Annotated in this window: 29 protein-coding genes; 16 read left to right on the top strand and 13 right to left on the bottom strand. The window is 72.1% G+C overall.

Annotated elements, in window-relative coordinates:
* Nucleotides 1-185 precede the first annotated feature (185 nt).
* Both L1280_RS12210 and L1280_RS12205 read left to right on the top strand, forming a co-directional pair.
* Nucleotides 186-1,157, top strand: a complete 972-nt coding sequence (locus tag L1280_RS12210; protein ID WP_253582573.1) for a GNAT family N-acetyltransferase — start codon at nt 186-188, stop codon at nt 1,155-1,157.
* A gap of 15 nt (nt 1,158-1,172) precedes the next feature.
* Entirely contained in the window at nt 1,173-1,373 is a 201-nt protein-coding gene (locus L1280_RS12205; protein ID WP_253582572.1) for a hypothetical protein, read from the top strand.
* A 74-nt stretch (nt 1,374-1,447) separates the two neighbouring features.
* Here the strand turns inward: L1280_RS12205 and L1280_RS12200 are convergent, their stop codons facing one another.
* From L1280_RS12200 to L1280_RS12175, 6 genes are read right to left on the bottom strand one after another with little or no spacing between them, the layout of a single operon-like run.
* A complete protein-coding gene (locus L1280_RS12200) occupies nt 1,448-1,900 on the bottom strand; it encodes a hypothetical protein (protein ID WP_371922914.1) in 453 nt (150 codons plus the stop codon).
* Nucleotides 1,897-3,087 (bottom strand): DUF1501 domain-containing protein, encoded by a 1,191-nt coding sequence (locus tag L1280_RS12195; protein ID WP_253582570.1) that lies wholly within the window; start codon nt 3,085-3,087, stop codon nt 1,897-1,899. Before L1280_RS12195 ends, L1280_RS12200 begins: the two co-directional genes overlap by 4 nt.
* 40 nt (nt 3,088-3,127) lie before the next feature.
* A complete protein-coding gene (locus L1280_RS12190; RefSeq protein WP_253582569.1) occupies nt 3,128-4,393 on the bottom strand; it encodes a DUF1800 family protein in 1,266 nt (421 codons plus the stop codon).
* Nucleotides 4,394-4,395: 2 nt separating this feature from the next.
* The gene (locus tag L1280_RS12185; protein ID WP_253582568.1) at nt 4,396-5,166 is read right to left on the bottom strand and encodes a transcriptional regulator; all 771 of its coding nucleotides are present in this window, start codon (nt 5,164-5,166) and stop codon (nt 4,396-4,398) included.
* Nucleotides 5,163-5,417, bottom strand: a complete 255-nt coding sequence (locus L1280_RS12180) for a hypothetical protein (RefSeq protein WP_253582567.1) — start codon at nt 5,415-5,417, stop codon at nt 5,163-5,165. The genes L1280_RS12185 and L1280_RS12180 overlap by 4 nt, the downstream gene beginning before the upstream one ends.
* A gap of 23 nt (nt 5,418-5,440) precedes the next feature.
* Nucleotides 5,441-5,995, bottom strand: a complete 555-nt coding sequence (locus tag L1280_RS12175; protein WP_371922913.1) for an RNA polymerase sigma factor — start codon at nt 5,993-5,995, stop codon at nt 5,441-5,443.
* A gap of 99 nt (nt 5,996-6,094) precedes the next feature.
* Between L1280_RS12175 and L1280_RS12170 the strand changes: the two genes are divergently transcribed.
* From L1280_RS12170 to L1280_RS12145, 6 genes are all read left to right on the top strand, one after another.
* Complete coding sequence (locus tag L1280_RS12170; RefSeq protein ID WP_253582565.1) at nt 6,095-6,763, top strand: metal-dependent transcriptional regulator; 669 nt, start codon at nt 6,095-6,097, stop codon at nt 6,761-6,763.
* A complete protein-coding gene (locus L1280_RS12165) occupies nt 6,760-7,662 on the top strand; it encodes a metal ABC transporter solute-binding protein, Zn/Mn family (RefSeq protein WP_253582564.1) in 903 nt (300 codons plus the stop codon). Before L1280_RS12170 ends, L1280_RS12165 begins: the two co-directional genes overlap by 4 nt.
* On the top strand, nt 7,659-8,453 hold the full coding sequence (locus L1280_RS12160; RefSeq protein WP_253582563.1) for a metal ABC transporter ATP-binding protein: 795 nt from the start codon (nt 7,659-7,661) through the stop codon (nt 8,451-8,453). The genes L1280_RS12165 and L1280_RS12160 overlap by 4 nt, the downstream gene beginning before the upstream one ends.
* Nucleotides 8,450-9,382, top strand: a complete 933-nt coding sequence (locus tag L1280_RS12155; RefSeq protein WP_253582562.1) for a metal ABC transporter permease — start codon at nt 8,450-8,452, stop codon at nt 9,380-9,382. The genes L1280_RS12160 and L1280_RS12155 overlap by 4 nt, the downstream gene beginning before the upstream one ends.
* Nucleotides 9,379-10,248, top strand: coding sequence for a metal ABC transporter permease (locus tag L1280_RS12150; protein ID WP_253582561.1), 870 nt, complete (start codon nt 9,379-9,381; stop codon nt 10,246-10,248). Before L1280_RS12155 ends, L1280_RS12150 begins: the two co-directional genes overlap by 4 nt.
* A gap of 61 nt (nt 10,249-10,309) precedes the next feature.
* Nucleotides 10,310-11,086 carry an exodeoxyribonuclease III gene (locus tag L1280_RS12145; protein ID WP_253582560.1) on the top strand — a complete coding sequence of 259 codons (777 nt, stop codon included), beginning with the start codon at nt 10,310-10,312 and terminating at the stop codon, nt 11,084-11,086.
* A 10-nt stretch (nt 11,087-11,096) separates the two neighbouring features.
* On the opposite strand, the gene L1280_RS12140 is transcribed toward L1280_RS12145, so the two are convergent.
* Nucleotides 11,097-12,431: an MATE family efflux transporter gene (locus tag L1280_RS12140; protein ID WP_253582559.1), complete on the bottom strand. Its 1,335-nt coding sequence runs from the start codon at nt 12,429-12,431 to the stop codon at nt 11,097-11,099.
* 30 nt (nt 12,432-12,461) lie between these two features.
* Nucleotides 12,462-13,718 carry a phosphotransferase family protein gene (locus tag L1280_RS12135; protein WP_253582558.1) on the bottom strand — a complete coding sequence of 419 codons (1,257 nt, stop codon included), beginning with the start codon at nt 13,716-13,718 and terminating at the stop codon, nt 12,462-12,464.
* A 61-nt stretch (nt 13,719-13,779) separates the two neighbouring features.
* Between L1280_RS12135 and L1280_RS12130 the strand changes: the two genes are divergently transcribed.
* Both L1280_RS12130 and L1280_RS12125 read left to right on the top strand, forming a co-directional pair.
* The gene (locus tag L1280_RS12130) at nt 13,780-14,019 is read left to right on the top strand and encodes a hypothetical protein (protein ID WP_253582557.1); all 240 of its coding nucleotides are present in this window, start codon (nt 13,780-13,782) and stop codon (nt 14,017-14,019) included.
* On the top strand, nt 14,012-14,638 hold the full coding sequence (locus L1280_RS12125) for a phosphoribosylanthranilate isomerase (RefSeq protein WP_253582556.1): 627 nt from the start codon (nt 14,012-14,014) through the stop codon (nt 14,636-14,638). The genes L1280_RS12130 and L1280_RS12125 overlap by 8 nt, the downstream gene beginning before the upstream one ends.
* Nucleotides 14,639-14,926: 288 nt before the next feature.
* Here L1280_RS12125 and L1280_RS12120 read toward each other — a convergent pair whose 3' ends face one another.
* The gene (locus L1280_RS12120) at nt 14,927-15,781 is read right to left on the bottom strand and encodes a metalloenzyme domain protein (RefSeq protein WP_253582555.1); all 855 of its coding nucleotides are present in this window, start codon (nt 15,779-15,781) and stop codon (nt 14,927-14,929) included.
* A 61-nt stretch (nt 15,782-15,842) separates the two neighbouring features.
* Between L1280_RS12120 and L1280_RS12115 the strand changes: the two genes are divergently transcribed.
* Nucleotides 15,843-16,766 (top strand): carbon-nitrogen hydrolase family protein, encoded by a 924-nt coding sequence (locus L1280_RS12115; RefSeq protein ID WP_253582554.1) that lies wholly within the window; start codon nt 15,843-15,845, stop codon nt 16,764-16,766.
* A gap of 96 nt (nt 16,767-16,862) precedes the next feature.
* On the top strand, nt 16,863-17,585 hold the full coding sequence (locus L1280_RS12110) for a PIG-L family deacetylase (protein WP_253582553.1): 723 nt from the start codon (nt 16,863-16,865) through the stop codon (nt 17,583-17,585).
* A 10-nt stretch (nt 17,586-17,595) separates the two neighbouring features.
* Here L1280_RS12110 and L1280_RS12105 read toward each other — a convergent pair whose 3' ends face one another.
* Nucleotides 17,596-18,768 (bottom strand): MFS transporter, encoded by a 1,173-nt coding sequence (locus L1280_RS12105; RefSeq protein WP_253582552.1) that lies wholly within the window; start codon nt 18,766-18,768, stop codon nt 17,596-17,598.
* Between the two features lie 79 nt (nt 18,769-18,847).
* On the opposite strand from L1280_RS12105, the gene L1280_RS12100 reads away from it, so the two are divergent.
* Together L1280_RS12100 and L1280_RS12095 are read left to right on the top strand one after the other, a co-directional pair.
* On the top strand, nt 18,848-19,822 hold the full coding sequence (locus tag L1280_RS12100) for a S9 family peptidase (RefSeq protein ID WP_253582551.1): 975 nt from the start codon (nt 18,848-18,850) through the stop codon (nt 19,820-19,822).
* 34 nt (nt 19,823-19,856) lie between these two features.
* The gene (locus tag L1280_RS12095; protein ID WP_253582550.1) at nt 19,857-20,924 is read left to right on the top strand and encodes a prolyl oligopeptidase family serine peptidase; all 1,068 of its coding nucleotides are present in this window, start codon (nt 19,857-19,859) and stop codon (nt 20,922-20,924) included.
* Between the two features lie 49 nt (nt 20,925-20,973).
* Here L1280_RS12095 and L1280_RS12090 read toward each other — a convergent pair whose 3' ends face one another.
* The 3 genes from L1280_RS12090 to L1280_RS12080 form a co-directional block, all read right to left on the bottom strand.
* Nucleotides 20,974-21,471, bottom strand: a complete 498-nt coding sequence (locus tag L1280_RS12090) for a sulfocyanin-like copper-binding protein (protein WP_104991804.1) — start codon at nt 21,469-21,471, stop codon at nt 20,974-20,976.
* Nucleotides 21,472-21,652: 181 nt separating this feature from the next.
* On the bottom strand, nt 21,653-22,195 hold the full coding sequence (locus L1280_RS12085; protein WP_253582549.1) for a hypothetical protein: 543 nt from the start codon (nt 22,193-22,195) through the stop codon (nt 21,653-21,655).
* A 73-nt stretch (nt 22,196-22,268) separates the two neighbouring features.
* A complete protein-coding gene (locus L1280_RS12080) occupies nt 22,269-23,432 on the bottom strand; it encodes a tetratricopeptide repeat protein (protein WP_253582548.1) in 1,164 nt (387 codons plus the stop codon).
* Nucleotides 23,433-23,611: 179 nt separating this feature from the next.
* On the opposite strand from L1280_RS12080, the gene def reads away from it, so the two are divergent.
* Together def and fmt are read left to right on the top strand one after the other, a co-directional pair.
* On the top strand, nt 23,612-24,271 hold the full coding sequence (def, locus tag L1280_RS12075) for a peptide deformylase (RefSeq protein ID WP_253582547.1): 660 nt from the start codon (nt 23,612-23,614) through the stop codon (nt 24,269-24,271).
* Between the two features lie 29 nt (nt 24,272-24,300).
* Nucleotides 24,301-25,233, top strand: a complete 933-nt coding sequence (gene fmt, locus L1280_RS12070) for a methionyl-tRNA formyltransferase (protein WP_253582546.1) — start codon at nt 24,301-24,303, stop codon at nt 25,231-25,233.
* Nucleotides 25,234-25,237: the final 4 nt, after the last annotated feature.

Below are 25,237 nucleotides of genomic sequence, written 5' to 3'. Positions count from 1 at the left end.
CGCTCCGGCCGTAATCTTGTCAAGCCATTCCGTGAATGTGAGCTCGCCATGAATTGCAGTGCTTCTGTCCGGAGTCGCGCTGGGGCACGCAAAGGCTGAGGTCGGTTCGGCGCATATGCACCCCTAAGCCATCCGGCGTATGCCTGAGATTCGCCTCTGGACCGGGGAGGGGAAAGGATGGGAGCGTGACCGACACCGCCCCTCCCCTGCACCTCCGCCCCTTTCAGCAGGCCGACGCGCCCGCTGTGGCCGACCTCGTGACCCGCAGCGTGCGGGGGCTGTGGACCTACCGCCCGGAGCACTTCCGCGAGAGCACGCGGCCTGAGCAGCAGCGCCTCGTGGCCGTGCAAGGCGGCGAGGTCGTGGCGACCGCGCACCTCTCGCTCTTCGGGGACAGCGCTCCGGACGCGCTGCGGCTGGACCTCGCGGGGGAAGGGGCGGCGTTCAGCCCCCTTTATCTCGCCTTGCTGGCCGAGTGGCCCGCCGAGTACACCCGGCTGCTGGGCGTGACCCGTGAGGACTTCTCCGAGAAGATGACTTTTTTCGCGGCGGCAGGCTTTCGCAACGCCTGGCAGTCGTGGGGAGCACACCTCGACCTGAGCGCGTGGGACCCCGAGCGGTTCCGGGCACTGGAGGAACGCCTCTTTCTGGAGGGTTATGAGGTCGAGCGCTGGCGCATGGACGCGCCGGAGGCCGAGTGGCAGGCCCTGTATGCCCTGCACCGCCAGGGAGAGGCCGACGTGCCGCGCAACCCGACGACCATGACCGCGCCCCTGGACCTGCCCGCCCTGCGGGAGGTGATGGCCCGCGAAGAGGCCGTCTTCGTGGTGCGGCGCCGGGGGGAGGTGGTGGCGCTGACCCGCCTGACGCTGCCGCAGCACCGCACCCTTCAGGGCACGGCCGAAGTCTCCAGCGACCTCACCGCCACCCACCCCTCGCACCGGGGCCGGGGCCTCGCCACGCTGGTCAAGGCGCACGCGCTGGCCTGGGCCAAGTCGCAGGGCTACACCCGTGCCGGGACCGGGGGCGCTGTCCTGAATCTGCCGATGCTGCGCGTGAATACCCGGCTGGGTTACGTCCCTGAGGCGATGTGGGTGACGTGGGAGAGGAAGCTGAGAAGCTCGGACATGACCGTCAGAAAATGTTCAGAGCGTTAATGCTAAATTAAGCGCATGTCACAGTTGACGATGGAGGAGCTGGCCTCCTACTTCTTCTACGCGCAGGGCAACGAGGGGCCGTACACCCTCCATGACTTTGTGCGCCTGATTGACGACCTGGGCCTGGGCCGCGCCAACGAGGTGCGCGAGGACGTGGTGCGTCAGATCGCGGGCGGGCGGCGCCTCCCCGTGATTCGCGCCGAACTGGTCGCCTGAATCTCAAAGCGAATGGGGAAGGCAAGCTCCTTCCCCTCCGAATCAGGCTCCACGCCCACCACCGGGCGCGGGGTCTATTTTTTGGGCTTCTCCTCCGGCAAGCCGCCCGCCTGCTCGAACTCGGCCCGGAGGTCGCGCAGGGACTTGGCAGGCTTGCTCCGGGGGTCGCCGGGCAGCGTGCGGGCGAAGAATTCCAGCGCGTCGGGATAGCCGTCGGCGTCCGCGTCGGCCTCTCGCGCCAGGACCGAGCGCAGCACGGTGCGGAAGCTGGCCTGCGGTTGGGCGCGGAACTCGGCCTGAAGGCTCTGGCCGAACGGGTTCCAGCCCTTGCCCCCCTGCGGCTGGGTGTGGCAGGTCACGCAGGGCATCACCTTGCCGGAAAGTTGCCACAGCGGGTCGTCCTTGTCGTGGCCGAGGAAGCGGGCGGCCTCCACCCGGTATTTGGGCAGGGCCAACGCCGCTGGGGCCGAAAGCAGGACCAGCCCGGCGAGCAGGGCACCGCCCAGCCGGGCGCCGTCCCCCCTCACGCCACCCATCCCGGCCCCGCGAAGTCGCCGCGCAGGATGTCGCGGGCATTCAGGCCCAGCCAGTGCGTCAGCGCCCCCGCATACACGCCCCGGAAGTCCTGCTTGTAGCGGATATCCCCGTCCGCGAGGTTTTCGAGGTCGGGGCTGTCGCCGTGAACGCCGCCCTTCACGCCCTTGCCCAGCGCGAACATCACGCTGCCCTGGCCGTGGTCGGTGCCCGCGCTGGCGTTCTCGGCCACCCGGCGGCCGAACTCGGAAAAGCCCATCACGATCACCCGGTCCGCGAGGCCCTGCGCCTCCAGGTCGGCCTGGAACGCCGCGAGGCCGGAGGCGAGGGTCGCCAGCAGCTCGTCCTGCTCGGCCCGCTGGCCCGCATGGGTGTCGAAGCCGCCGAGGCTCACGTACAGCACCCGCTGCCCGGTTCCGGCAGCGATCAGGCGGGCGGCGTCTTGCAGGTTCAGCCCGAAGCGGCCCTCCGGGTACTTCGCGCCGGGGCGGTACTTCGCCACGTTCGCCTGCACCTCCCGCGTGTTCGCCACCATCTGCCGGGCGGCGCGGCCCAGATAGTCGGCCTCGCCCTCGCGGGGGAGGGTCAGCAGCCGCTCGAAGGCCCCGTCCAGCCCCGCCGGGAGCCTCACCTGAAAGCCGTCCACCCGGTCGATGGAGGGCAGGCTGAAGTCGGAAGCCCGCAGCGCCTGCGGGGTGGTGCCGCCGAGGTTGGACGCGCAGAAGGGGTCCCCGATCTTCTCGGCGACCCGCCCGATCCAGCCTTCCGCCTGCGCCTGCGTGGGGTCGGCGGTGTGCCAGATCGCCATGGAGGCGAAGTGGGAGCGGTTGGGGTTGGGATAGCCCACGTTCTCCATCCAGGCGAGGTGGCCGCTCTCCCACAGGGGCATCAGGGGCTTGAGGGAAGGATGCATCCCCAGGTCGTCAGTGAGGGTCAGCACGTCCTTTTTCGGGATGGCGATATTGGGACGGGCAGCGTAGTAGGCCCCGTTGGAGTAGGGCACCAGCGTGTTCAGGCCGTCATTGCCCCCGGTAAGCTGGATCACCACCAGGGTCTTGCCGCCCGCAGCGGGCTGGGTCGCTGCCTGCGCCGCTGCACGAGCGAGAAAACCGGGCATCCCGCTGGTGGCGGCCACCGCGAGGGCGGAGTATTTCAGAAAGTCGCGTCGGTCCACGGTCATGGTCACCTCTGGGGCCACTTGAGTCGGGTCACGGGGAGCCTCAGGCCAGCCCGAATTCGGGGCTGATCAGGGTCAGGTACAGGCGCTGCTTGGGGTTCAGTCCCCCGGTGACAGCGGCCAGCGGCGAGCGTTCGGTGCCCAGCAGGGCGAGGTCGGAGGGTTGCGCTTCCAGCTTCGGCGCGGTGCCTGCGGTGGTGAGCGAGGCCGCGACCTGCATCCGCAGCAGCAGGGTGGTGTCGTTGATCCACTCGCGGCCCCCGTCCCAGCCCTTCACGGTGTCGGGTTCGAGGAGAAGCTGGCCCATCCGTCCGGCGGTCTGCGCGAGCGTCAGAATCTGCTTGGCCTCCAGCTTCGGCTGGCCCAGGGTCCGCACCGCCCCCACCAGGAAAGCCACCGGACTCCGGATGATCGCGGCGCGGCGGCTGTAGAAGTGCTCGCTGGCGAGGAGTTCTTCCAGCACCGCGCGGACATTGCCGTTCGTGCGGCGGAAGGTGTCGGCGCTCGCCGCCACCGCTGCCGCGTCCGGCTCGTCCGCGACAAGGGCGCGGTGCAGCTTGCGGGCGACAAAAGTGGCCGTTGCGGGATGGCCCGCCGCGATGCGAATCACGTCCTCCCCGTTCAGGTTGCCGCTCTGGCCCAGGTAGGTCTTGCGTCCATTGTCGTGCTGGCCGGGCCGGAAGACGAAGCGGGCGTCTTGCAGGAAGTTCTGGTTGCCGCGCCCGCCGTCGAAGGTCCAGCCCGTCAGGGCGCGGGCACCCTCGCGCACGTCGTCCTCGGTGTAGGGGCCGATGCCGGTCGTGAACAGTTCCAGCAACTCGCGGCTGAAGTTCTCGTTGGGCCGCCCCTTGCGGTTCTGGTCGTTGTCGAGGTACCGCAGCATGGCGGGCGACTGCGCGACCTCCAGCGTGAAGCGGGCGAAGTCGGTCGTGGCCGCGTGACGGCGCAGCAGGCCGAGGTAGCCCGCGAGCATGGGCACGTTCCGCACCTTGTCGGTGCCGATCACGAAATGGTTGCTCCAGGTCAGGGCCAGCAGTTCGCGCAGGGGGTGGGGGCCGTACAGCAGTTCAAAGAGCCACGCCGCCCGCGTGAGCTGAATCCCCGCGCCGGGTGTGGCGGCCCTGGAGGGGTCGAAGGGGTTGCCGGGGGCGCGGTCGTCGCCAAACGAGAGGAGGTCGCGGGCCACCTCGCGGGCGGGACGATTCGCCAGCGCACGAATCTGGGCATCTGTCGCGCCGAAAGCCGTGCGGCGCAGCAGGTGGGCGGCGTCCTCGGCGGTGAGCTTGCGGGAGAGGGGGGGCAGGGGCATGATTACCTCTTGGAGTCGGGGGCGGGCAGGAAAGTTCCCAAGGGCGTCTCGTCCACTTCACGGATGGCGGAGAGCGCGTTTCTCAGCGGCCCGCCCGGCAGGTTCCCCACCAGCCACACGAAGCGCCCGCCCACCCGCCGCGAGGCCACCCCCGGCGCGGCCCGGACGTTGCGGGGCGCGACGACCAGCGCGAGGACGTTGATCCCGTCGCTCAGCGAGACGGTCACGCCGCCCCCCGCACGCGGCTCGGCCGAGACGGGCACAAAGCCAGGGGGAAAGCGCAGGCCGGGCAGCGCGGCCAGGACCGCTCCCCGCAGGCCCTCGGGGATGGGCGGCAGCTCCGTTTGCACCCGCACGGGCTGGGGCAGCACCCGCGTCAGGGCGGCGCGGCGGGCCAGGGTGCCGTCGGGCATCCGTTCCTCGTAGGCGAGGGGCACGTTCCAGGCGCGGTCAATCCACAGGGTCCAGCGGGCGGCCTGCCCCACCTTGGGAGTGAGGTCATAGCGGGTGACCTCGCGGCCCGCGATGGAAGCGGGGGCATCCTGGCGGGTCACGTTGAAGTGGCGGGCCAGCAGCGCGGGGCGAGAGGGAACCACCGGAAGCCGGGCTGCCATTCGGGTGGGCACTGCGCGGGGGGGAAAGTACACGCTGACCTCCGCCTCGCCCCGTGCGGCCAGCGTGCGCGACTGGCGCAGGGCCGCCGCGAGGTCGTCTGCGGCGGCGGCCTGGGCCGGGACGCTCAGGGCCAGCGCGAGGGCGAGTGCCCGGTTCACCAGCCCTCCCCCAGCGTGCCCTGATACACGTCGTAGGCGGCACTGGCGGGCAGGGCGGGCGTGGGCCGCAGCACCAGCACTCCGGCGAGGACAGCGGCCACGGCCAGCAGCGGGGGCCAGAGGGGGGTGCGGCGGGCGGGTGGGAGCAGCGCCGCCCGGTGCCGGGCCAGGAAGCGGTCAGCGGCTCCCGTGTCGGCAGATGTCTCGGCACGGGCCTGGGCGAGGAGGAAGTCGAGGTCGGCGTCGGTCATGGTGGGGGCTCCAGTTCTCGGGGTCATGGGGTCACGCCTACGGCGCTCAGCAGCTCGCGCAGGGCCGCGCGGCCCCGGCTCAAGCGGCTTTTCACGGTGCCCACCTCCACCCCCAGCACCCCGGCGATCTCGGCGTAGTCCAGCCCGCCGAGTTCGCGCAGGGTCACGGCGTCGCGCTGTTCGGGGGGTAACCGGGACAACGCCCACGCGAGGCGGGCACGCAGGTCGGCCTGCTCGCCCGCGCGGGCGGGGTTGTGGGGGGCGGTGGGTTCGGGGGCCTCGTCCAGGGGCAGGGCGGAACGGACAGCCAGCGCCTTGTGGCAGGCATTCAGGGTGATGCGGTGCAGCCAGGTCGTGAATTGCGCCTCCCGGCGAAAGCCTTGGGCGCTGCGGTACACACTTACCCACACCTCCTGCAACACGTCGTCGGCGCTGCCCGGCCCCACCATCCCCGAGGCGAGGCGGTGCAGCCGGGACGAATGCCGCCGCACGAGCACCTCGAAGGCCGCTTCCCGGTGGGGACCGGGGTGCGCGGCGAGGGGCACAAGCTGCTCGTCGGGGAGGGAATTCAAGGCCACCTCACAGGGTAGGAGGCGGGAAGGGGCCAAAAAGTTCCCGCAGGGATGGGGGGGGTTTGCCCCCTTGAATCTTAATTTTTGGCCTGCCTAAACTTGGGCATGACGGCCCGCCTCCTCTCCCCCTCCGCCGAGGATTACCTCAAACACCTGTACGTGCTGGGACAGGACGGCAAGGTCAACACGCAGGCCCTGGCGGACGCGCTGGGCGTGGTCCCGGCCAGTGCCACGGGGATGCTCCGCAAGCTGAGTGAGCAGGGCCTCGTCGCGCACGCGCCGTACCAGGGTGCCCGCCTGACCGCCGAGGGCGAGCGGGTGGCGCTGGAGGTCCTGCGGCACCACCGATTGCTGGAACTGTTCCTCCACCGGGCGCTGGGCGTGCCGCTCGACGAGGTGCACGAGGAGGCCGAGCGGCTGGAACATGCGCTGTCCGAACGGCTCGAAGCCCGCATCGCCGCGTGGCTGGGCGACCCCACCCACGACCCGCACGGGGACCCCATTCCGACGGTGCGGGGCGAGGTCCCCACCCGCGCCGAGCGCCGACTCTCGCAGCTCGCGCCGGGCGAGGCCGCGACCGTCGCCCGCGTGCCCGACGGCGACCCGGCGGGGCTGCGGGCGCTGGTGGCGGCGGGGCTGACGCCAGGGGCGGCCCTGACCCTCACGCGGGTGGACGCGGCGCTGGGCACGCTGACCGTGACGCTGGCGGGCGGCCCCCTCACCCTCGCGCTGGGCGTGGCCGCGCAGGTGCAGGTGCATGGGGGGGCGGAATGAAGCGTGGCCTCCTGCTCCTCGCCGCGCTGGGCCTGGGCGCCTGTGCCCCCTCCCCCACCACCCCGGACGACGGGCGGGTGCAGGTCGTGACCACCGTGAACATGCTGAGTGACCTCGCGGCGGTGATCGGGGGCGAGCGGGTGCGGGTCACCGGGCTGATGGGGCCGGGGGTGGACCCCCACCTCTACAAAGCGTCGGCAGGCGACGTGCGGCGGCTGGCGGGAGCGGACCTCGTGCTGTACGGGGGGCTGCACCTGGAAGGAAAGATGGTGGATGTGCTGCACGCGCTGAATACGCGCACGCCCAGCGTGGCCCTGTTTGAGACGCTGCCGCGTGACCGCCTGCTGGGACCCGCCGGAGCGCCCGACCCCCACATCTGGTTTGACCCCACCCTGTGGGCGGGGGTGGCGCGGGGGGCCGCCAAGGCCCTGACGCGGGTGGACCCTGACGGGCGCGAGGTCTACGCGGCCAACCTGACCCGCTACCTGGGCGAATTGGAGGAGCTGGACCGCTGGACCGCCGCGCAGTTCCGCACGGTGCCCGAGCGGCAGCGGGTCCTCGTGACCGCGCACGACGCCTTCAACTACATGGCACGGCGGTACGGGGTGGAGGTGCAGGGGGTCCAAGGGATCAGCACGGTCGCGGAGGCGGGAGGGCAACGGGTGCGGGCACTGGCGGCGTTTCTGGACGAGCGGGACATCCGTGCCGTGTTCGTCGAATCCACCGTCTCGCCCCGCACGGTGGAGGCGGTGCGCGAGGCGGCGCGGGCACGGGGGCACGCGGTTGAACTCGGCGGCTCCCTCTACGCGGACGCGGCGGGTGACCCCGGCACGCCGGAAGGCACCTACCTGGGAATGGTGCGGCACAACGTCACCACCATCGTGGAGGGGCTGCGATGACGGTCACCGTACCGGGCACCGCCTCCGCGACCCACGCACCTGCCGCGCCCCCGCTGGCCCTGCGCGGCCTGAGCGTGGCCTACTTCGAGGACCCCGCCGTCTGGGACGTGTCCTTCGAGGTCCCTGCCGCCTCGCTGACCGCCATCATCGGGCCGAACGGGGCGGGCAAAAGCACGCTGCTGAAGGCCGCGCTGGGACTGGTTCCCCAGCTGGCGGGCGAGGCAGTCTTCTTCGGTGCGCCGCTCTCACGGGTGCGGCGGCGGGTGGCCTACGTGCCGCAGCGGACCAGCGTGGACTGGGATTTCCCGGCGAGTGCCCTGGACGTGGTGACGATGGGCCTGTATGGACGCCTGGGCTGGCTGCGCCGTCCGGGGCGGCGCGAGCGGGCGCAGGCACTGGCGTGTCTGGAACGGGTGGGCATGGCCGACTTCGCGGGGCGGCAGATCAGCGAGCTGTCGGGGGGGCAGCAGCAGCGCGTGTTCCTGGCGCGGGCGCTCGCGCAGGAGGCCGACCTCACCTTCATGGACGAACCCTTCGCGGGGGTGGACGCGGTGACCGAGCGGGCCATCGTGGACGTGCTGCGCGAGTTGCGCGGGCAGGGGCGCTCGGTGGTCGTCGTTCACCACGACCTCGACACCGTGCGCGACTACTTCGACCGGGTGGCGCTCCTCAACGTCTCGCTGGTGGCGGCGGGGCCGACGGAGACGGCGTTCACGCCCGCCAACCTCCGCACCGCCTACGGCGAGCGGCACGGGGCACTCGCGGCGGCGCTGGCGGGGGGAGAGCCATGAGCCTCAGCCCCGCCGACTTTTTCACCGACTACACCCTGCGCTCCATCGTGCTGGGGTCGGCGCTGCTGGGGCTGGTGGCGGGGACGCTGGGCTGCTTCAGCGTGCTGCGGCGGCAGAGCCTGATCGGGGACACGGTGGCGCACGCGGCGTTGCCGGGCATCTGCGCGGCGTTCCTGCTCACGGGCACGCGCGACACGCTGGGCCTGCTGGTGGGGGGCGGGCTGAGCGGGCTGCTGGCCTCGCTGCTCGCCCTCGCCATCCTGCGCCAGAGTCGGTTGAAGGAGGACGTGGCGCTGGGGGTCACCTTCAGCACCTTTTTCGGCATCGGGATCGCACTGCTGACCGCCATTGGGCAGAGCGGGAACGCGGCGCAGGCGGGGCTGGAGGGCTTCCTCTTCGGGCAGGCGGCGGCGCTGACCGCCGGGGACGTGACCCGCTTCGCGGTGCTGGGGGCGCTGGCGCTGGGCACCGTCGCCGCGCTGCACAAGGAACTCCAGATCAGCCTGTTTGACCCCGATTACGCCGCCGTGCAGGGCTGGCCGGTGGCGGGATTGACCGCGTTGTCCACCGCGCTGACGGTGCTGGCCGTGATGCTGGGCCTCCAGACGGTCGGCGTGGTGTTGATGGCCGCGATGCTGATCGCGCCCGCCGTCGCCGCCCGGCAGTGGACGCGCAGTCTGAGCGGAATGCTGCGGCTGGCCGGAGGGTTCGGGGCGCTGAGTGGGGGGCTGGGGGCAGCGCTGAGCCTGGCCTTTTCCCCGGAGGGGGGGGCCGGGCTGCCCACCGGGGCCGTCACCGTGCTCACCGCCACGGCCCTGGCGGTGCTGTCGCTGCTGCTGGCCCCGGGGCGGGGGTTGCTTGCGGGGCTGGCCCGGCAAAGGCGGGCACGGGCACGGCTGCTGCGTGACCTCGCGGGAGGGCCGCGGTGACCCTTCCCTTTGACCTCGTGATCTTGGGGACCGCCGTGCTCGTCGCGTGGGCGTGCACGCTGCCCGGCCTCTTTCTGGTGCTGCGGCGGCAGGCGCTGCTGGGCGACGCGATCAGCCACGCCGCGCTGCCGGGGATCGTGGCCGGGTACTGGCTCAGCGGCGGGAGCCTCGCCACGCTGCCCGCGCTGGTGGGAGCCTCGCTCTCCGGGCTGCTGACGGTGGGCCTGAGTGCCCTGATCGCCCGCAGCGGCCGGGTGAAGGAGGACGCGGCGCTGGGGCTGGTCTTCCCGGCCCTCTTCGCCGCCGGAGTGATCGCGGTGAGCCTGAACTACGGCAACGTCCACCTCGACCTCGACGCGGTGCTGTACGGCGAGATCGCGTACACGCCCTTCCGGACCGGCTGGCTGGGCCTGCCCGCCGCGTGGGTGCTGGTGGGCGGGATGCTGCTGGTGAATGCCCTGTTCGTGGGCGGGCTGTTCAAGGAGTTGAAGCTCTCCACCTTCGACCCCGGCCTGGCCCGCACGCTGGGCTTCTCACCCCAGGTGCTGTCGGGAGCGCTGCTCACGCTGGTCGCGCTGACGGTCGTGGCGGCCTTCGACGCGGTGGGAGCGGTGCTGGTGGTCGCCTTCCTGGTCGTGCCCTCCGCGACCGCGCTGCTGCTGACCCGGCGGCTGGGGACGGCGCTCGCCCTCGCGCTGGGCGCGGGCCTGAGTGCCAGCGTGCTGGGGTACGCCGTGGCCCTCGCGCTGGACGCGAGCATCACGGGGGCGGTGGCGGGAGTCCTGGGTCTCCAGTTCGTGCTGGCGCTGGCGGCGCAGGCGCTAAGGGCGCGGCGGGTGCGGGGACGGGCGGCGCTCGGGCGGTAGGGACCGCGTGGCATCATCGCCCCATGCAGGCTCCCTTTCCCTCCTCCCCCGGCAGGTTCCGGTGAAGCTCGCCACCTGGAACGTCAACTCGCTGAACGTGCGGCTGCCGCAGGTGCTGGCCTGGCTGGAGGCGCAGCAGCCCGACGTGCTGGCGTTGCAGGAAACCAAGCTGGAGGACCACCGCTTCCCCGCCGCCGACTTCGCCGCCCTGGGCTACTCGGCCGCGTTCTCCGGGCAGAAGACCTACAACGGGGTGGCCCTGCTCTCGCGCACGCCACTGGACGACGTGCAGACGGGCATCCCCGGCTTCGAGGACGAGCAGCGGCGGGTGCTTGCCGCGACGGTGGGCGGGGTGCGGGTCGCCTGCCTCTATGTCCCCAACGGGCAGGCAGTGGGGTCGGACAAATACGCGTACAAGCTGGAGTGGCTGGCTGCCGCGCGGGAGTGGCTGCGGGGGGAGCTGGCGAGGCATGAGCGGCTGGCGGTTGTGGGCGACTTCAACGTCGCCCCGGAAGACCGCGACGTGCACAGCCCGAAGCGCTGGGAGGGGCAGGTGCTGGTGAGCGAACCGGAGCGGGCGGCCTTCCGTGCCTTGCTCGACCTCGGCCTGCACGACGCCTTCCGACTGCACGAGCAACCCGAGCGCGTCTTCAGTTGGTGGCCCTACGGTCGCCTGGGGTTTCCCCGGAACTGGGGGCTGCGAATTGACCACGTGCTCGTCTCCCCCACCCTGGCCGCCGAGTGCCGGGCCTGCACGGTGGATGTGGAACCCCGGCAGCACGAGCGGCCCTCCGACCATGCCCCGGTCGTCGCCACCTTCGCGGCCCCGGCGGACTGAGGCTCTCCCCTCACAGCCGCGCCCGCACCCAGCGCCCGGAGGCGAAGCGGACCGCGTAGGCGACGGCGGCAAAGGCGATAAAGACGAGTGCCGCCGCCCACGCCCCGGCCACCCCGTAGCGGGGGGCCAGCAGGGTCGCGCCCAGCACCATCACCAGCCACGCGCCCACCAGGGTCACGATCAGCCGGAAACGGGTGTCGCCCGCCCCGCCCAGCGCCCCGCCGAGCACGATGGCGACCCCGTCCAGAATCTGGTAGGCGGCCATGACCGCGAGCACACCCGCCCCCAGCGCAAGCACCTCGGGGCTGCGGTTGAAGAGGCCGATCAGGGTCTCCGGCAGCGTCAGGAACAGCACCCCCAGCACGCCCATAAAGGCGGCAGCCAGCCCGGTTCCCCGCCAGCCGATGCGGGCGGCGATGTCCGCCCGGCCCGCCCCCAGCGCCCGCGAGAGCAGGCTCCCGGTGGCCGACGAGAGGGCGAAGGCGGGCAGAAATCCCAGACTGGCGAGCTGGTTGGCGATCTGCGAGGCGGCGAGTTCGGTCGGCCCCAGCCGGGAGATCACCCCCTGAAACACGGTAAAGGCACTCACCTCCGCCAGTTCAGTCAGTCCGGCGGGGAGGCTCACCCGCCCCAGGCTGCCGAGTTCGGTGCGGGTGGGGCGGGCAGGCCAGAACCGCCCGAAGCGTGGCCCGTGCAGGCGCCCCAGCAGCCACAGCGCCAGCCCATTCTGGAGGGTCACGGCGATCACCGAGGCCCACGCCGCCCCCGCCACTCCCCACCCCAGGCCGAAGACGAACAGCACGGCGAGGGCCGCGTTGACGACCATCACCAGCCACGCGAGGCGCATCGGCGTGCGGGTGTTGCCCAGCCCCACCATGACCGCCAGAGCCGCGCTCCCCAGCAGCAGGGCCGGGACCTCCCAGACGCGAATCCCCACGTAGGCTCGCGCCACTGCCGTAATGCTGGGGTCGGGTCGCAGCAGGGCGAACAGGGCGTCGAGCAGCCACGGCCCCACCAGCGCGAGCGGCACCCCCACCAGCCCGCAGCCCAGAAAGACGCTCGCCCAGCGGCGCACCCCCGCCTCATCCCCCGCACCGAGCGAGCGGGCCACGAAGGTGGCCGCCGTGTTCAGGCTGCCCCGGAACAGCAGGACCAGCGTCAGCAGGCACATATGCGCGAACCCCACCGCGCCTACCTCCACCACGCCGAGGCGGCCCATCAGCAGCGTGTCGGTCAGGCCCACCACCGTGTAGGCGAGGTTGGAGAGCATCAGTGGCCCGGCCAGCGTGAGCAGTTCGCGGGTGGTGCCCTGCGGGGCGGTGGTGGAGGAGGCAGCGGCCGACACGCGGGGGAGGGTAGCACCCGCCCGCCTGACCTACTCCGGCAGCAGTCTTCGGAGATGCTCCAAATGCGCCCCACGCCATTCCTGGGGGTCCTCCACATGGAGCTGGATGTTGTCCACGTACCCCAGCGCCCGGAACAGCTCGCCCACGCGGAGGGCGTCGGCGTGCAGGGCGCGGAGGTCGGCCAAGGGGGCGAGGTCGGCCCACTCGGAGAGGTAAGCCTCATGCGCGGCGGCGATTTCTTCAGATGGAGCGGGGACGCCGTGGGCGGTCAGGTAGGCGGCGTTCGCGTCCAGAAAGGGGTGGGTCACGCAGGCGTCCGACCAGTCCAGCAGGGTGAACCCGCCCGCCCGCTCGACCACGTTTCCCCCGTGCAAGTCACCGTGTCCCAGAGTGAGGGGGAGGGAACTGGCCTCCAGCCGGGTCAGGGCCGCCTCCAGCTCGGGGCGCAGGTCGCGTAACTGCCCCGCCTCTTCGGAGGTCAGGCCGCCTTCCTCCCCCACCAGCAGTACCTCGTCGGAGAAGAGGTCATCCAGCCGCGAGCGCACTTGGGCGGGGCCACGGTCCTCCAGCCCGAGTTCGGGGAGAAGGGGCAGGGAGGCCCGCTGCACCCGCGCGAGGTGCCGCATCAAGGTGGGAAGGTCGGGCGCGTCCACGTCGGTCCCGGCGTCGGCCAGCAGGAGGAGGCCCCGGCCCCCGTCCGCCGCGAGGACGGGGGGCGCGGCGCCCGGCACCCCGGCCGCCAGCGCGGGCGTCACCCGCACCTCCCGCCCGAAGAAGTCCGGCACCGCCTTGAGGTACACCGCCCCACCCGAGGTCGGGACCCGCCACAGCAGGCTGATCTGCCAGTGCTTGAGCACGGTCGGCTCGCCTGTCCGGGTCAGGCCCTGTGCCCGCAGTTCCTCGTCCAGCCACGCCAGCGTCCCGGCGGGCCAGTCGGGATGAAACCAGGGTGCTCGCCGGGGGGTGTGGGGGCTCAGGGCGGCGTGTGCCCAGGGCCGCTCGCGCTCGGGCCAGTCCTGGGGGCGCTGCCAGACCAGGCCGGAGGGAAGGTCGTCGGCGTGGACGTGCCAGACCGTCTCGGCCCGCACCACGCCGTCCTGCTCTCCCAATGGGCTGAAGGCCAGCCGCCGCAGGAGGCGCACGGACAGGTCCGCCGCCTGCGCCGCTTCCATCACGTTCGCCCCGTAATAGGTTCGCGTGTCCACCGTCAGGGTGTGCCGGGCCATCCGCTCGCCGTCCGGGTGGGTCAGGAGGAGGTGCAGGGCGGTCTCACGGCGCGGGGGCATGGGGTCAGCGTGGCACGGTCCCGGCGGCGCGGCATCCGCCACTTGGCCCAGAATGGCGGGCATGAGCGACCGCGAACTCAACTTCGCCAAGACGATCCTGGGGGACCGTTCCTACCGCGACGTGCCCGACGACGAGGTGCTGCGTGAGGCCGAGCGCCTGCTCTCGGACTGGATGGCGGGCGAGCTGCGGCTGGAGCGTCCCAAGCTCTACGACCACTACGCGTTGCTGCTCGCCGCCCTGCTGCGCCGCACCCGCGAGCTGGAAGCGCGGGTGGCCGAGCTGGAGGCCCGCCGTGACTGACCCCCTCTCCCCGGTCCGGGTCAAGGTCTGCGGCACCACCTCCGTCCGCGACGCCGTGCTCGCCGCCGAGGCGGGGGCGGACGCGCTGGGCTTCATCTTCGCGCCCGCCAGCAAGCGGCTCGTCTCGCCGGAGGTCGCCCGGGCGGCGGGCCTGAGCGTCGGCCCGGTGGTGGCCCGCGTGGGCGTCTTTCTGGGGCAGGGGCTGAGTGAGGTGCTGCGAACGGCGGAGGCCGCCCGCGTGAGCGCCGTGCAGCTCCACGGGCCTTTAGCGCCCCTTTACCTGAAGACGGTCGCCGCGTATTATCCCGTCCTGCGTGTGCTGCGCCCCGCCGACCTGGGACGCGAGGCCACCGCAGAGGAACTGGACCTTCCCGGCGTGACGGCCATGCTGGACGCGCCGCACCCGGGAGGAGGCCAGCCGCTCGACTGGGCCGCCCTGCGGGATGTCTTTCCCGCCGGGGGCTGGCTCGCCGGGGGATTGGGGCCGGAAAACGTGGCCGAGGCCGTCCGCCTCCTGAAGCCTGCGGGCGTGGACGCGGTGACCCGCCTGGAGGCAGCGGCCGGAATCAAGGACGCGGAGCGGGTGCAGACCTTTATCCAGGCCGCACGCGGCGCCTGAGCCATAAGTTATCCACAGGCTGGTGTTTCACTGTGGATAACCTGGCAAGCTCTTGGTCAACGCTCTGTTTAGGACAGAAAGCGCGTCTCAGACGCGATTCCATGGGCTTAGAGTCGGTCCAGCCGCGCCCAGACGCGAGATGTTGTCCACAGGCCCTGTGGAAAAGGCTGTGGATAACTTGCACCGCCGAATCTGCCCTGGGTCACTCTTCTTGTTGTGGTCGCGCTCGCCTGGGTGCGGGGCGCCTGGGAGAGACACGCCGACCTTCCTTTGTGGTGTTTCACAGTCCTAATCGCCGGACACTGGGAGTCCCAGCACTCCAGCGATGATTTGCCCACCGGCCACGATGTTCCCGGCGGGCGGCAGCGGGAGGCCAGCCCCCGCGAAGGGCACCCGCGCGAGCGTATGACCCTTGACCGCCAGGTTCTCCAGGTTGCCGTGGTCGCTGCTCACGATCACGCGGGCGCCTCCTTCCAGCAGCCCGGCCAGCAGCGCGTCGACTCGGCGCAGGTAGGCGCGGCCCGCCGCGAGCGCGTCCGCCGGGACGGGCACCCGGCCCCGGTGCCCCAGCAGGTCGCTGAGCCACAGGTCAGCGGCGATCAGATCCTGGGTGCGGGCCGCCCGGGCCAGCTGCTCACCCAGCCGAGCGAGGTCAGCCAGCGGGCCTTCCTCCGGCCAGGGCGCCGCGTACCCCAGCCCCAGCGTGGGAGACACCGGAGGCACCTCCGGGGGGCCAAGCGGCAGTCCGGCGGCCTGGAAGGCATAGGGAAAACAGCCCGGCCTCGGCCGCCGCGCCTGCGCCGCGTGGTAGGCGGGCGGGTAGTGGTTGGCGAGGGCCGCCCGGCCCCCCGCCCGCGTGAGGCGCACGGGCAGGCTCTCCTGGGCGAGCAGGCGCCGCAGCGTCGGGCCGGGGTGCGGGCCGAAGTGCTCGCCCATCACGCGCACGGCGTCCCGTCCGGTCAGCCAGCAACTCTGCCCGGTGCCCGACTGCGGCAGGCCGGGGACACCCAGGGTGGCGTCCAGCGCCTCTCCCCCATCGACCAGGGGGCGCAGGGCAGGCAGCTCGGTCTCCCACACCGACTCCGGCGGGGCGTCGGCCGGGTGGCCCACCCCGTCCAGCGCGAGCCACACCAGGCCAGTCATGCGGGGCAGGATAGCGGCCCGGCCTCCCCTCTGCGGGAAGTGGCCCCGCTACACTCCCCCCATGACGGCGACGAACACGGACACGATGCGGGTGGCGGCGGCGGCCTATCCGGTGGACCGCCTGCCCGACTGGGCGGCTTACGAGGCCAAGCTCTCGCGCTGGGTGGCCGGGGCGGCCGGGCAGGGAGCGCGGCTGCTGGTCTTCCCGGAGTACGCGGCGCTGGAACTCATCGCGCTGCTGCCGCCGGAACTGCACCACGACATCCTGGGCATGCGGCCCGCGCTTCAGGCCCTGCTGCCGGACTTTCTCGCGCTGCACGCGCGGCTGGCGCGGGAGCATGGAGTCGCCATTGTCGCGGGCAGCTACCCGGTCGCGCACGGGGACGGGTATGTCAACCGGGCCTACGTGTTCGGGCCGGACGGGACCCACAGCCATCAGGACAAGCTGCTGATGACCCGCTTCGAGGCCGAGGAATGGGACATCGCGCCGGGCGAGGGGGTGCGGGTCTTTGACCTGGGCGGTCTGCGCTTCGGGGTCGCCATCTGCTACGACAGCGAGTTCCCGGGGCTGGCGCGGCGGCTCGCGGAAGGCGGGGCCGAACTGCTGGTCGTCCCCTCCTTCACGGGTGCTCGGGCCGGATACACCCGCGTCCGGGTGGGCAGCATGGCCCGCGCCCTGGAAAACCAGCTCTATGCCCTGCACGCGCCGCTGCTCGCGGACGCCGACTGGACCTACGCGGTCGAGACGGCGGTGGGGCAGGCGGCCTTTTACTCTCCCGCCGACGTGGGCCTGCCCGACACCGGCCTCGTCGCCGAGGGCGAGTGGCAGACGCCCGGCTGGGTCGTGCAGGACCTCGACCTCTCCCTGACGCAGCAGGTGCGTGTGGACGGGCATGTCCTGAACTGGCGTGACCGCGTGGCGGCGGCGCAGCGACCGGGGGAGGCCGAGGTCGTGGCGCTGTCTGCGGCGCAGGCGCCTGCATAACTTGACCTCCCGCGCATACCACGCTATATTTCTCAACATCGCCGCCCCCCGTGGGCGGTTTTTCGTTGGGCGCGGGGGTGGCCTATGCTGCCTCCCATGACCCCGCTGCCCTTCCGCACCGTGTACGGCACCGCGCAGCCGCTGGACTGGCTGTGCCTGGCCCCCCATCCCGACGACGCCGAGATCGGCGCGGGGGGCACGTTGATTCGGCTCGCGCGGGCGGGGCGGGCGGTGGGCATTCTCGAACTGTCGCGCGGCGAGCGCGGCACCCAGGGCACCCCGGAGGAGCGCGAGGCCGAGTGCGTGGCGGCGGCGGAGCTCATGGGGCTGGGCTGGCGCGGGCAGGTCGAGCTGCCCGACGGTGGGCTGGCCGACACACCGGGCGGTGCCCACGCGCTGGCGGCGGCGCTGCGGGCGGTGCGGCCCCGCGTGCTGGTGGTCCCGCACCACCGCGACCGGCACCCGGACCATTTCGGGACCTATCACCTGGCCCGGCGGGCGCTGCACCTCGCGGCGCTGCGGCGGGCGGAGGTCCCCGGCGAGCCGCACCGGGTGGGCCGGGTGCTGCTGTACCAGGGCAATGCCGACATTCAGGCCAACCTGCTCGTGGACGTGGAGGCCGTGCAGCCCGAATGGGAAGCGGCGGTCCGCGCCCACGTCAGCCAGTTCGGGGGCGGCTACGTTTCTGAGACGGTCACCCCCGAGATCGTGGAGCGCCGCCGCGCCCGGCTGATGTACTGGGGCACCCTCGCCCGCGTGCGCTACGCCGAGGCCTTCGAGGCCGAAGACCCGCTGCTGATCGACCCGGAAGCGCTCTGAGGGGAGGCCCTCACAGCGTCCGGTCGGCGTGCGGCGGAATGTGGGCCACCGCCCGGCCCGGCCACAGGTAGTAGGCCTCCGCGAGCAGGAAGACGAGCGCCCCCAGCGCGAAGACCCCCCCCGGCCCGGAGCCCGCCCAGGCGAGGCTGCCCAGCACCGGGCCGACCGCGAAACCCAAGGCCTCGACCGCCATGACGGTGCCCCAGGCGGCGGCGCGGCTGGTTTCCGGCAGCACCCGGCCCACCAGCCCGTTCCACCCGGTGAGAAAGGCCCCGTAGCCCAGGCCCAGCAGCGGCGCGAGGACGAGGAGGCGGTCTTCTATTCCCGGCGGCGCCGCCAGCGCGAAGGTCAGGGCCAGCCCCAGTAATCCCGGCGTCAGGGCGCGGCGCGGGTGCGCCCGGTCCGCGAGGCGCCCGGCGAGGGTGAGGCCCACCCCGAAGCCCAGCAGCGCGAGCAGCCCCGGCCCCAGCAGGTCGCTCAAGCCCAGGCCCAGCCGCTCCAGCAGCGGGTAGAGCAGCGGCACGAACAGCCCCGGCGCCAGCGTCTGCGCGAAGGCGGCGGGGAGCAGGGTGGCGACCCGCCGCCAGCCACGCCACACGCCCCCGGCCACCGCGCCCGCCGCCGGGAGGCGCAGGCCCAGCAGACTCAGCGCGAGCAGCAGCGCCGCTCCCTGCGCCCCCGCGAGCAGCGCCCAGGCCGCCTCCGGCCGTGCCTGCATCAGCGGCCCGACCCCCAGCACGCCGCCCAGGATGGCGGGGGCCACTGCCACCCCCGACACCGCCAGCGCCCGCGCCGCGTAGCCGGGCCGGGCCAGCGCCTGCGACATGCTCATCAATCCCGGCCAGAGCGCCGCGTACCCCACGCCCCACAGTCCGGCGGCCAGCACCACCCAGCCCGGCCCCGGCGCCAGCCGTGCCCCCAGGACCAGCCCCAGCCCCAGCGCGGCTCCCAGCGCCAGCACCCGCCCCAGCCCCAGGCGCTCGGAAAGCCAGCCCACCGGCCCCTTCGCCAGTCCGTCGGCGAGGTAGTGCGCTCCCACGATCAGGCCGACCGCCGCCGCCCCCCAGCCCAGCCCCGGCGCGGCCTGCGGCAGCACCGACACCAGCAGCCCCGTGCGGACCAGCTCGCTCAGCAGCAGCAGGGCCAGCAGCCGCAGCATCACCAGGGGGCGGGTCCAGAGCATCGCCCCGCCAGTGTAAGGGGTCCGTCCAAGCGTGGCCGCCCTTCCGGTGCCGCGCTTTCCTCCTCCGTAGGGTGGACCCATGACCCGCCCCCTCCTCGCCCTGCTGGGCGCCCTGACCCTCGCCGCCCCCGCCGGAGCGCAGTCGGCCGCTGCCCTCGCGGGCGTGGACGCCGCGCAGATGAGCATCCCCGCCGCCCGGCAGAAGAGTTACCCCGGCAGTGCGCTCACCGTGCGGCAGACCCTGGCCGCCGGGGTGAACTACCGCCGCTACGTGGTGAGCTACCTCTCGGAGGGCCTGCGGATCAACGCCCTCCTCACCGTCCCCAACGGCACCCCGCCCAAAGGCGGCTGGCCCGCCATCGTCTTCAACCACGGCTACATCCCGCCGAACGTATACCGCACCACCGAGCGCTACGTCGCCTATCAGGACGCCTTCGCCCGTGCGGGGTTCGTGACGCTCAAGAGCGACTATCGGGGCCACGGGAGCAGCCAGGGGGAGGCACTGGGCGGCTACTTCGCGCCGGGATACACGACGGACGTGATGAATGCGCTAGGCAGCCTCAAGCGCGACCCCCGCGTGAATGCCGGGCGCATCGGCATGTGGGGGCACTCCATGGGCGGCTTTCTCACCCTGCGGGCGATGGCGATTGACCCCAGCATCAGGGCGGGCGTGATCTGGGCCGGGGTGGTGGGCGACTACGGCACCATCATCAACGACTGGAACAGTCCGGTCCCCGCCTCCATCCCCCGCGCCGTGCTGGAACTGCGTCAGAAGGCCGTCGCCAAGTACGGCACGCCGGGGGCCAACCCCGCCTTCTGGAACAAACTCAGCGCCAACTCGTACCTGAAAGACCTCGGCGGCCCCCTGCAACTCCACATCGGCACCGCCGACCAGGACGTGCCCGTGCTCTTTCACGAGCGCCTCGTGACGCAGATGAAGGTGGCGGGCAAGCCGGTCCAGAGCTACGTCTATCCCGGCGACAACCACGACCTGACGCGGAATCTGGGGACGGCCCTGGCGAGGTCGGTGGCCTTTTTCAAGGCGCGGCTGTGAGGGTCGGCAGGCGTCTGGCCCCCGGTGACTCCCGGTGAGGCGGCTCCTCCAACTCCTTTTGCTGTTGCTGGCCCTGGGCGCGGGCTACGTCGCGCTGGTCGGGCCGGAGCGGTTGCCCTTCTCCCTCCCTTTTGAGGTCCCATGGACCGGGCAGAGGGCACCGACAGGCGGGGAGGACGCCCCCACCCCGGAGAACGCCGAGCCGGGCGGGGCGCTGGAAGGAGTCACGGACGCCGCGCTGGGGCGCCTCGTCGCCCGGCAGCCCATCAGCATTCAGGCGCTGCGGGAGCGCGAGTACCCCGGCAGCGCCCTGACGGTCGTGCAGACCCTTTCCCCCGGCGTGAACTACTCGCGGCAGGTCGTGAGCTACGAGTCGGACGGGCTGACCATCTACGCGCTGCTGACGGTTCCGAACGGCACCCCGCCGGAGGGGGGATGGCCCGCCATCGTCTTCAACCACGGCTATATCCCGCCGGACGTGTACCGCACCACCGAGCGGTACGTCGCCTATCAGGACGCCTTCGCGCGGGCGGGGTTCGTCACCCTGAAAAGTGACTACCGGGGCCACGGCGACTCCCAGGGCGAGGCGACGGGCGGTTACAACGACCCCGGCTATACGGTGGACGTGCTCAACGCGGCGGCCAGCCTCAAGCGCGACGGGCGGGTCAACCGGGGCCGACTCGGGCTGTGGGGGCATTCCATGGGCGGACAACTGTCGCTGCGGGCGATGCTGGTGGACCGCGAGCTGCGGGCGGCCTCGCTGTGGGCGGGCGTGGTCGCCGGGTACGACGTGCTGGCGACCGACTGGGGCCGAGGCCCCGGCGAGGAGCGGCCCACGCTGGACCCTCTGAACCGCCGCTACCTGCGGGCGCTCAGCCCCAACGCGTATCTGGAGGACCTGAACGGGCGGCCCCTCCAGCTTCACCACGGCACCGCTGACGAGGACGTGCCCTACAGCTTTCAGCAGGCGCTGGCGGACGACCTGCGGGAAGCCGGGCAGAGCTTTACCGCCTACCGCTACGAGGGCGACGACCACAACCTAAGTCAGAACCTGGGGCTGGCGCTGCGGCGGAGTGTGGCTTTTTTTCAGGAGCACCTGTAGACGAGAAGACCCCACCTTCTTGCGCGGCGGGGTCCTCTCGCCTGACTCTTCAGCGGTAGGTGGGCGCCTTTACGCTGTTGGAGACGGTCATCTTCACGTACATGCCGTTCTGGGCATGCCGCCCGACGCGGCACAGGATCAGATAGGTGCCGGGCCGGTTCGCCACGAAGCGGGTGGTCGCCGCCGCGCCGCCGGGCGCGATCACGCTGGTGGCCGCATTCGGAAACGCGAGGCGCACCTTGCTGAAGTCGGTGGGCACCGTGCTGCCCGCCACGACCGCGAAGTCGTGCGGCATCTTGCCCGCATTGCTGAGGCTGACCTCCACGGTCCAGCCCAGCGGCACGGTCAGGGTCTTCTCGCCTTTGGCGTCCCCGTTGTAGTTCAGGCCATTGTTGTGCCCCTCGTGCCCGGCGACGAACGCCACCTGCACCGTCTTGGCCGCCGCCCGCGAGGTCACGGTGGGCGGGGCGGAGGCGGTGCCCGACGACTGCGCGAGGGCGGGAGCGAGGGCCGTCAGGAGCACAGCGGACAGTGCGAGTCGGTTCATGGTGTTCCTCCTGGGCCGCCCGATAATTCCAGCGTGCCACTTTGCCCCCGCATGGGCACAGGAGCGGCGGGGCTGGGGCTGAAGAAAGGCGGCTCGGGTTCACCGTACAGGGGGCCGCCGTCCCGCGGGAATGCCCGGACGGGACGGCGGCATGTCTGTTTTGCCGGGCTTCCGCCCCGCGTCAGCGGCTGAGGTCATAGCCCGTCACGGTGGTCACCGGACGGGGATTGCCCGCGCCGAGCGGCCGGGCGCGGTCGTAGAGGTTCCAGCCGCGGGCCACCGTGGTCGCCTCGATAAGCACCTCGTCGCTGCCGGGGAGCTTGACGGCGGGCAGGTCGCCGCCGAACTCGCTGTAGATCAGCCACTGGCGGTTGCGGGCGAAGGTCTCGCCGACATTGAAGTCGCCGCTGTTGTTCGCGTCGTTGTACACGATGACCTGATAGACGCCCGCCACCGTCGCCAGCGAGGGGCTGCGCGGCAGGTCGAGGCCGAACTGCCAGACGTTCTGGCCCTCCACCTTCACCACGTTCTGCTCCTGGTTGCCGTCGTTGGTCACCGCGCTGGGAAAGCCCGCTCCCACCAGTGCGAGCCGCAGCCGGGGACTCGTGCCCCAGTTGCCGCTCACCGTGCCGCTGAGGTCGTAGGCGTCGGGCGGCTTTACCTCCCGCGAACCGCAGGCAGCGAGCAAGAGGGCGGCGGGCAACAGCAGGGAAAGGCGGCGCATGGCCCCAGCGTAGGCCGCGCACCGCCCTTCTCCGTGAGAGGGCCAGGGGCAACTTGCCTCCCGGCCTCTCCCCTTACTTGCCCTGCTGCGCCAGCCGCAGGAAGTAGGCGCTGCTCTTGTCATTCGGGTCCAGCGCCACCGCCTGTCCATAAGCTTCCGCCGCGCCCGCGGAGTTCTTGGCCTCGTAGCGCACGCGGCCCAGCCACGCCCACGCCTTCGCGTAGCGGGGGTTCAGGCGGGTGGCCTCCAGAAATCCGGCTTCCGCCCCAGCGCGGTCGCCCGCCGTGTAACGGGTGTAGGCGCTGCGGAAAGTCTGCACCGCCCGCAGCCCGAACTGTTCACCTTCCTGCGCCAGCGCGAGGTTGTAGCGGTCGCTGGCCGTCGCGCCGGGGAGGGCCACCGCCCCCTGGTAGGCGGTGCGGGCCGCCGCTGCATCTCCAAGTTCCAGCGCCAACCGTCCGGCTTCCCGCCACGCCTCCGCGAAGTTGGGAGCGCTGCGGGCCGCTTCCTGAAATCCGGCGAGGGCCTGGGCCTTGCGGCCCGCCTCCAGTTCGCCGTAAGCGCGGCTGAAAGCGCGGGTGGCGGCGGGGCCGTAGCGGGACGCACTCGCGGCCAGCCCCCGGAAGTAGGTCAGGGTGCGGTCGCCGGGAGCGAGCTTGAGCGCCCGGTCGTAGAGGGTCTGCGCCTGCGCGTAGTTGCCCGACTCCAGGGCGGTACGCGCTGCCCACGTCGCGCAGGGGACGCTGGCGGGGTCGAGTTCCAAACAAGCCGTGAAGGAAGCCGCCGCCTGACTGGGCTGGTTGCGCGTGTAGGCCGCGTACCCCAGGTTGTACTGGGCGGTCGCCGCCTGCCGGGCATCGGCGCTGCCGGGACTGGCGGGCGCGGCGCGGAAGAGGGCCTGCCAGCCCAGCTCGGCCTGCCGCCAGAACCCCACCTCGGTGTAGAGCTGGGCGCGGAGGCGCAGGGCGTCCACGTTGCCAGGCTCCAGGGCCACCGCCGCCTCCGCCGCGCCTGCCGCCGAGCGCCACAGCGCCTGGTCGATGCTGGCGCTGCCCGCCGGGTAGGTGCGCCGGGCCTCGTCCGCGAGGCGGCGGGCCTCCGCGATGGCCTGGGCGGCACTCGCAAAGGTAGGAGCGGTCGCGACGGACTGGGCGGGCGCCGTCTGGGTCGTCGTTTGGGCGGTGGCGGGTGCGGCGAGCAGCAGGGTGCCGAGCAGCAGCAGGGAACGGGTGGACATGGGGCCTCCTTAGGGGCAAGGAATTGGGGCAAAAGGGCCAGAAGCGTCCCCTGATGCTGGGCAGCGGGCATGGCCGCCGCGTGAGAGTCCGCTCAAGTCCCAGATCTGCGCCCCCCTCTCGCCCCGAAGGTGCCCGCGTGCAGGGCAGGCCCACCGGCCTCTGGTAAAACGGAGGCATTGTGAAGGCCACTGACGCCCCGCCCCGCATCTATCCCATCCGTCTGTACGGCGATCCCGTGCTGCGCCGCAAGGCGAAGCCCGTGCAGCCGGAGGGCACCCTGACCGTCCCCGGCTTCGGTCCGCAGACCGTCCGCGAGGTGGCGAACACCATGCTGGAGACGATGTTCGAGGCGCGGGGGGTGGGCCTCGCCGCCCCGCAGGTGGGCCTCCCGGTGCGCATGTTCGTGGCGGTCGAGTACGAGGACGACGAAGAGGAGAACGAGGGCGGCGAGAAGCCCCTGAGGTCCCGCGTCCTGCGTGAATTCGTGATGCTCAATCCGGTCCTGACTGTCACCGACAAGAAAAAGGACCGCTCCTATCAGGAAGGCTGCCTGAGCATCCCCGGCATCTACGAGGAAGGGGTCGCCCGCGCCCGTGGGGTGCAGGTGCGCTACACCGACCTCGACGGGCAGGAGCGCACGCTGGAGGCGGGCGACTATCTCGCCCGCGTCTTTCAGCACGAGACCGACCACCTTGACGGCGTCTTCTTCCTCGACCGCCTGCCCCCGGAGGTCACCGAGGACTACCGCAAGGAACTCGCCGCCATGCAGCGCAAGTCCAAGCAATTCCTCGCGGAGCTGGCCGAGGTACAAAAGGCGCAGCGGGAGCGCCCGGAGTGAGCCTAACTCCCGGAGGTGCGGCCCCCCGTGTGGCTTTTTTCGGCTCGCCTGCCTTCGCCGTACCCGTGCTGGACGCGGTCCGCGAACGTTTCGAGGTCGTGCTGGTGGTCGCGCAGCCCGACAAACCGGTGGGCCGGGGCCTGAAGCTCACCCCGCCTCCGGTCGCCGCCCGCGCCGCCGAGGTGGGGTTGCCCCTCGCCCAGCCCCGCAAGTTGCGCGGCAACGCCACCTTCGAGGCCCGGCTGCATGACTCCGGCGCGGACGTGGCGGTCACCTGCGCCTACGGCAAGATTCTGCCAGGGTCGCTGCTGGCGGTGCCCCGATACGGCTTCCTGAACACGCATACCAGCCTGCTGCCCAAGTACCGGGGCGCCGCGCCGATCCAGTGGGCCTTGATCGGGGGCGAGACGGTCACGGGGACGACCATCATGCAGACCGACGAGGGGCTGGACACCGGGCCGATCTTGCTGCAAGAGGAACTGCCCATCGCGCCCGAATGGACGAGTCTGGAGCTGTCGGACGCGCTGAGCACCCAGGCCGCCCGCCTGATCGTGGAGGCCCTGTCGCGCCTGCCCGACCTCTCCCCCATCCGGCAGGATGACGCGCAGGCGACCCACGCGCCGCTGCTCACCAAGGAGGACGGTTTCGTGCGTTGGACTGACTCCGCGCGGGCGGTCGTCAACCGTCACCGGGGCGTGGCCGCGTGGCCGCAGACGACCGCCTTTCTGGGGGGAGCGCGGCTCAAGCTCTCGGGCCTGACGGTCGCGGAAGGGCTGGGGCAACCCGGCGAGGTGCTGGGCGTGGATGCCGATGGTCTGACCGTGGCGTGCGGCGAGGGGGCCGTGCGGGTGGCAACCGTGCAGCCCGAGGCCCGCAAGGCCCAGCCCGCCGCCGTGTGGGCCTCGGGCGCGGGGGTGGGGCGGGGCACCCGCTTCGACCTCTGGGAACCTGCCCCCGAATAAGGCC

This window comes from Deinococcus sp. HSC-46F16 (assembly GCF_024171495.1).
In the GTDB taxonomy this organism is placed as follows: domain Bacteria; phylum Deinococcota; class Deinococci; order Deinococcales; family Deinococcaceae; genus Deinococcus.
The sequence above is the reverse complement of the archived record's forward strand: the minus strand, read 5'-3'. Positions and strand labels throughout refer to the sequence as shown.

Bases quoted from the DNA above. Each gene is read 5' to 3' on its own strand.
- L1280_RS12110 (WP_253582553.1), top strand. From the start codon at position 16,863: ATGACCCCGCTGCCCTTCCGCACCGTGTACGGCACCGCGCAGCCGCTG.
- L1280_RS12085 (WP_253582549.1), bottom strand. From the start codon at position 22,195: ATGCGCCGCCTTTCCCTGCTGTTGCCCGCCGCCCTCTTGCTCGCTGCC.
- L1280_RS12205 (WP_253582572.1), top strand. From the start codon at position 1,173: ATGTCACAGTTGACGATGGAGGAGCTGGCCTCCTACTTCTTCTACGCG.
- L1280_RS12105 (WP_253582552.1), bottom strand. From the start codon at position 18,768: ATGCTCTGGACCCGCCCCCTGGTGATGCTGCGGCTGCTGGCCCTGCTG.
- L1280_RS12080 (WP_253582548.1), bottom strand. From the start codon at position 23,432: ATGTCCACCCGTTCCCTGCTGCTGCTCGGCACCCTGCTGCTCGCCGCA.
- L1280_RS12115 (WP_253582554.1), top strand. From the start codon at position 15,843: ATGACGGCGACGAACACGGACACGATGCGGGTGGCGGCGGCGGCCTAT.
- L1280_RS12090 (WP_104991804.1), bottom strand. From the start codon at position 21,471: ATGAACCGACTCGCACTGTCCGCTGTGCTCCTGACGGCCCTCGCTCCC.
- L1280_RS12120 (WP_253582555.1), bottom strand. From the start codon at position 15,781: ATGACTGGCCTGGTGTGGCTCGCGCTGGACGGGGTGGGCCACCCGGCC.
- L1280_RS12155 (WP_253582562.1), top strand. From the start codon at position 8,450: ATGAGCCTCAGCCCCGCCGACTTTTTCACCGACTACACCCTGCGCTCC.
- L1280_RS12190 (WP_253582569.1), bottom strand. From the start codon at position 4,393: ATGCCCCTGCCCCCCCTCTCCCGCAAGCTCACCGCCGAGGACGCCGCC.
- L1280_RS12170 (WP_253582565.1), top strand. From the start codon at position 6,095: ATGACGGCCCGCCTCCTCTCCCCCTCCGCCGAGGATTACCTCAAACAC.
- L1280_RS12100 (WP_253582551.1), top strand. From the start codon at position 18,848: ATGACCCGCCCCCTCCTCGCCCTGCTGGGCGCCCTGACCCTCGCCGCC.
- L1280_RS12135 (WP_253582558.1), bottom strand. From the start codon at position 13,718: ATGCCCCCGCGCCGTGAGACCGCCCTGCACCTCCTCCTGACCCACCCG.
- L1280_RS12165 (WP_253582564.1), top strand. From the start codon at position 6,760: ATGAAGCGTGGCCTCCTGCTCCTCGCCGCGCTGGGCCTGGGCGCCTGT.
- L1280_RS12195 (WP_253582570.1), bottom strand. From the start codon at position 3,087: ATGACCGTGGACCGACGCGACTTTCTGAAATACTCCGCCCTCGCGGTG.
- L1280_RS12130 (WP_253582557.1), top strand. From the start codon at position 13,780: ATGAGCGACCGCGAACTCAACTTCGCCAAGACGATCCTGGGGGACCGT.
- L1280_RS12160 (WP_253582563.1), top strand. From the start codon at position 7,659: ATGACGGTCACCGTACCGGGCACCGCCTCCGCGACCCACGCACCTGCC.
- L1280_RS12180 (WP_253582567.1), bottom strand. From the start codon at position 5,417: ATGACCGACGCCGACCTCGACTTCCTCCTCGCCCAGGCCCGTGCCGAG.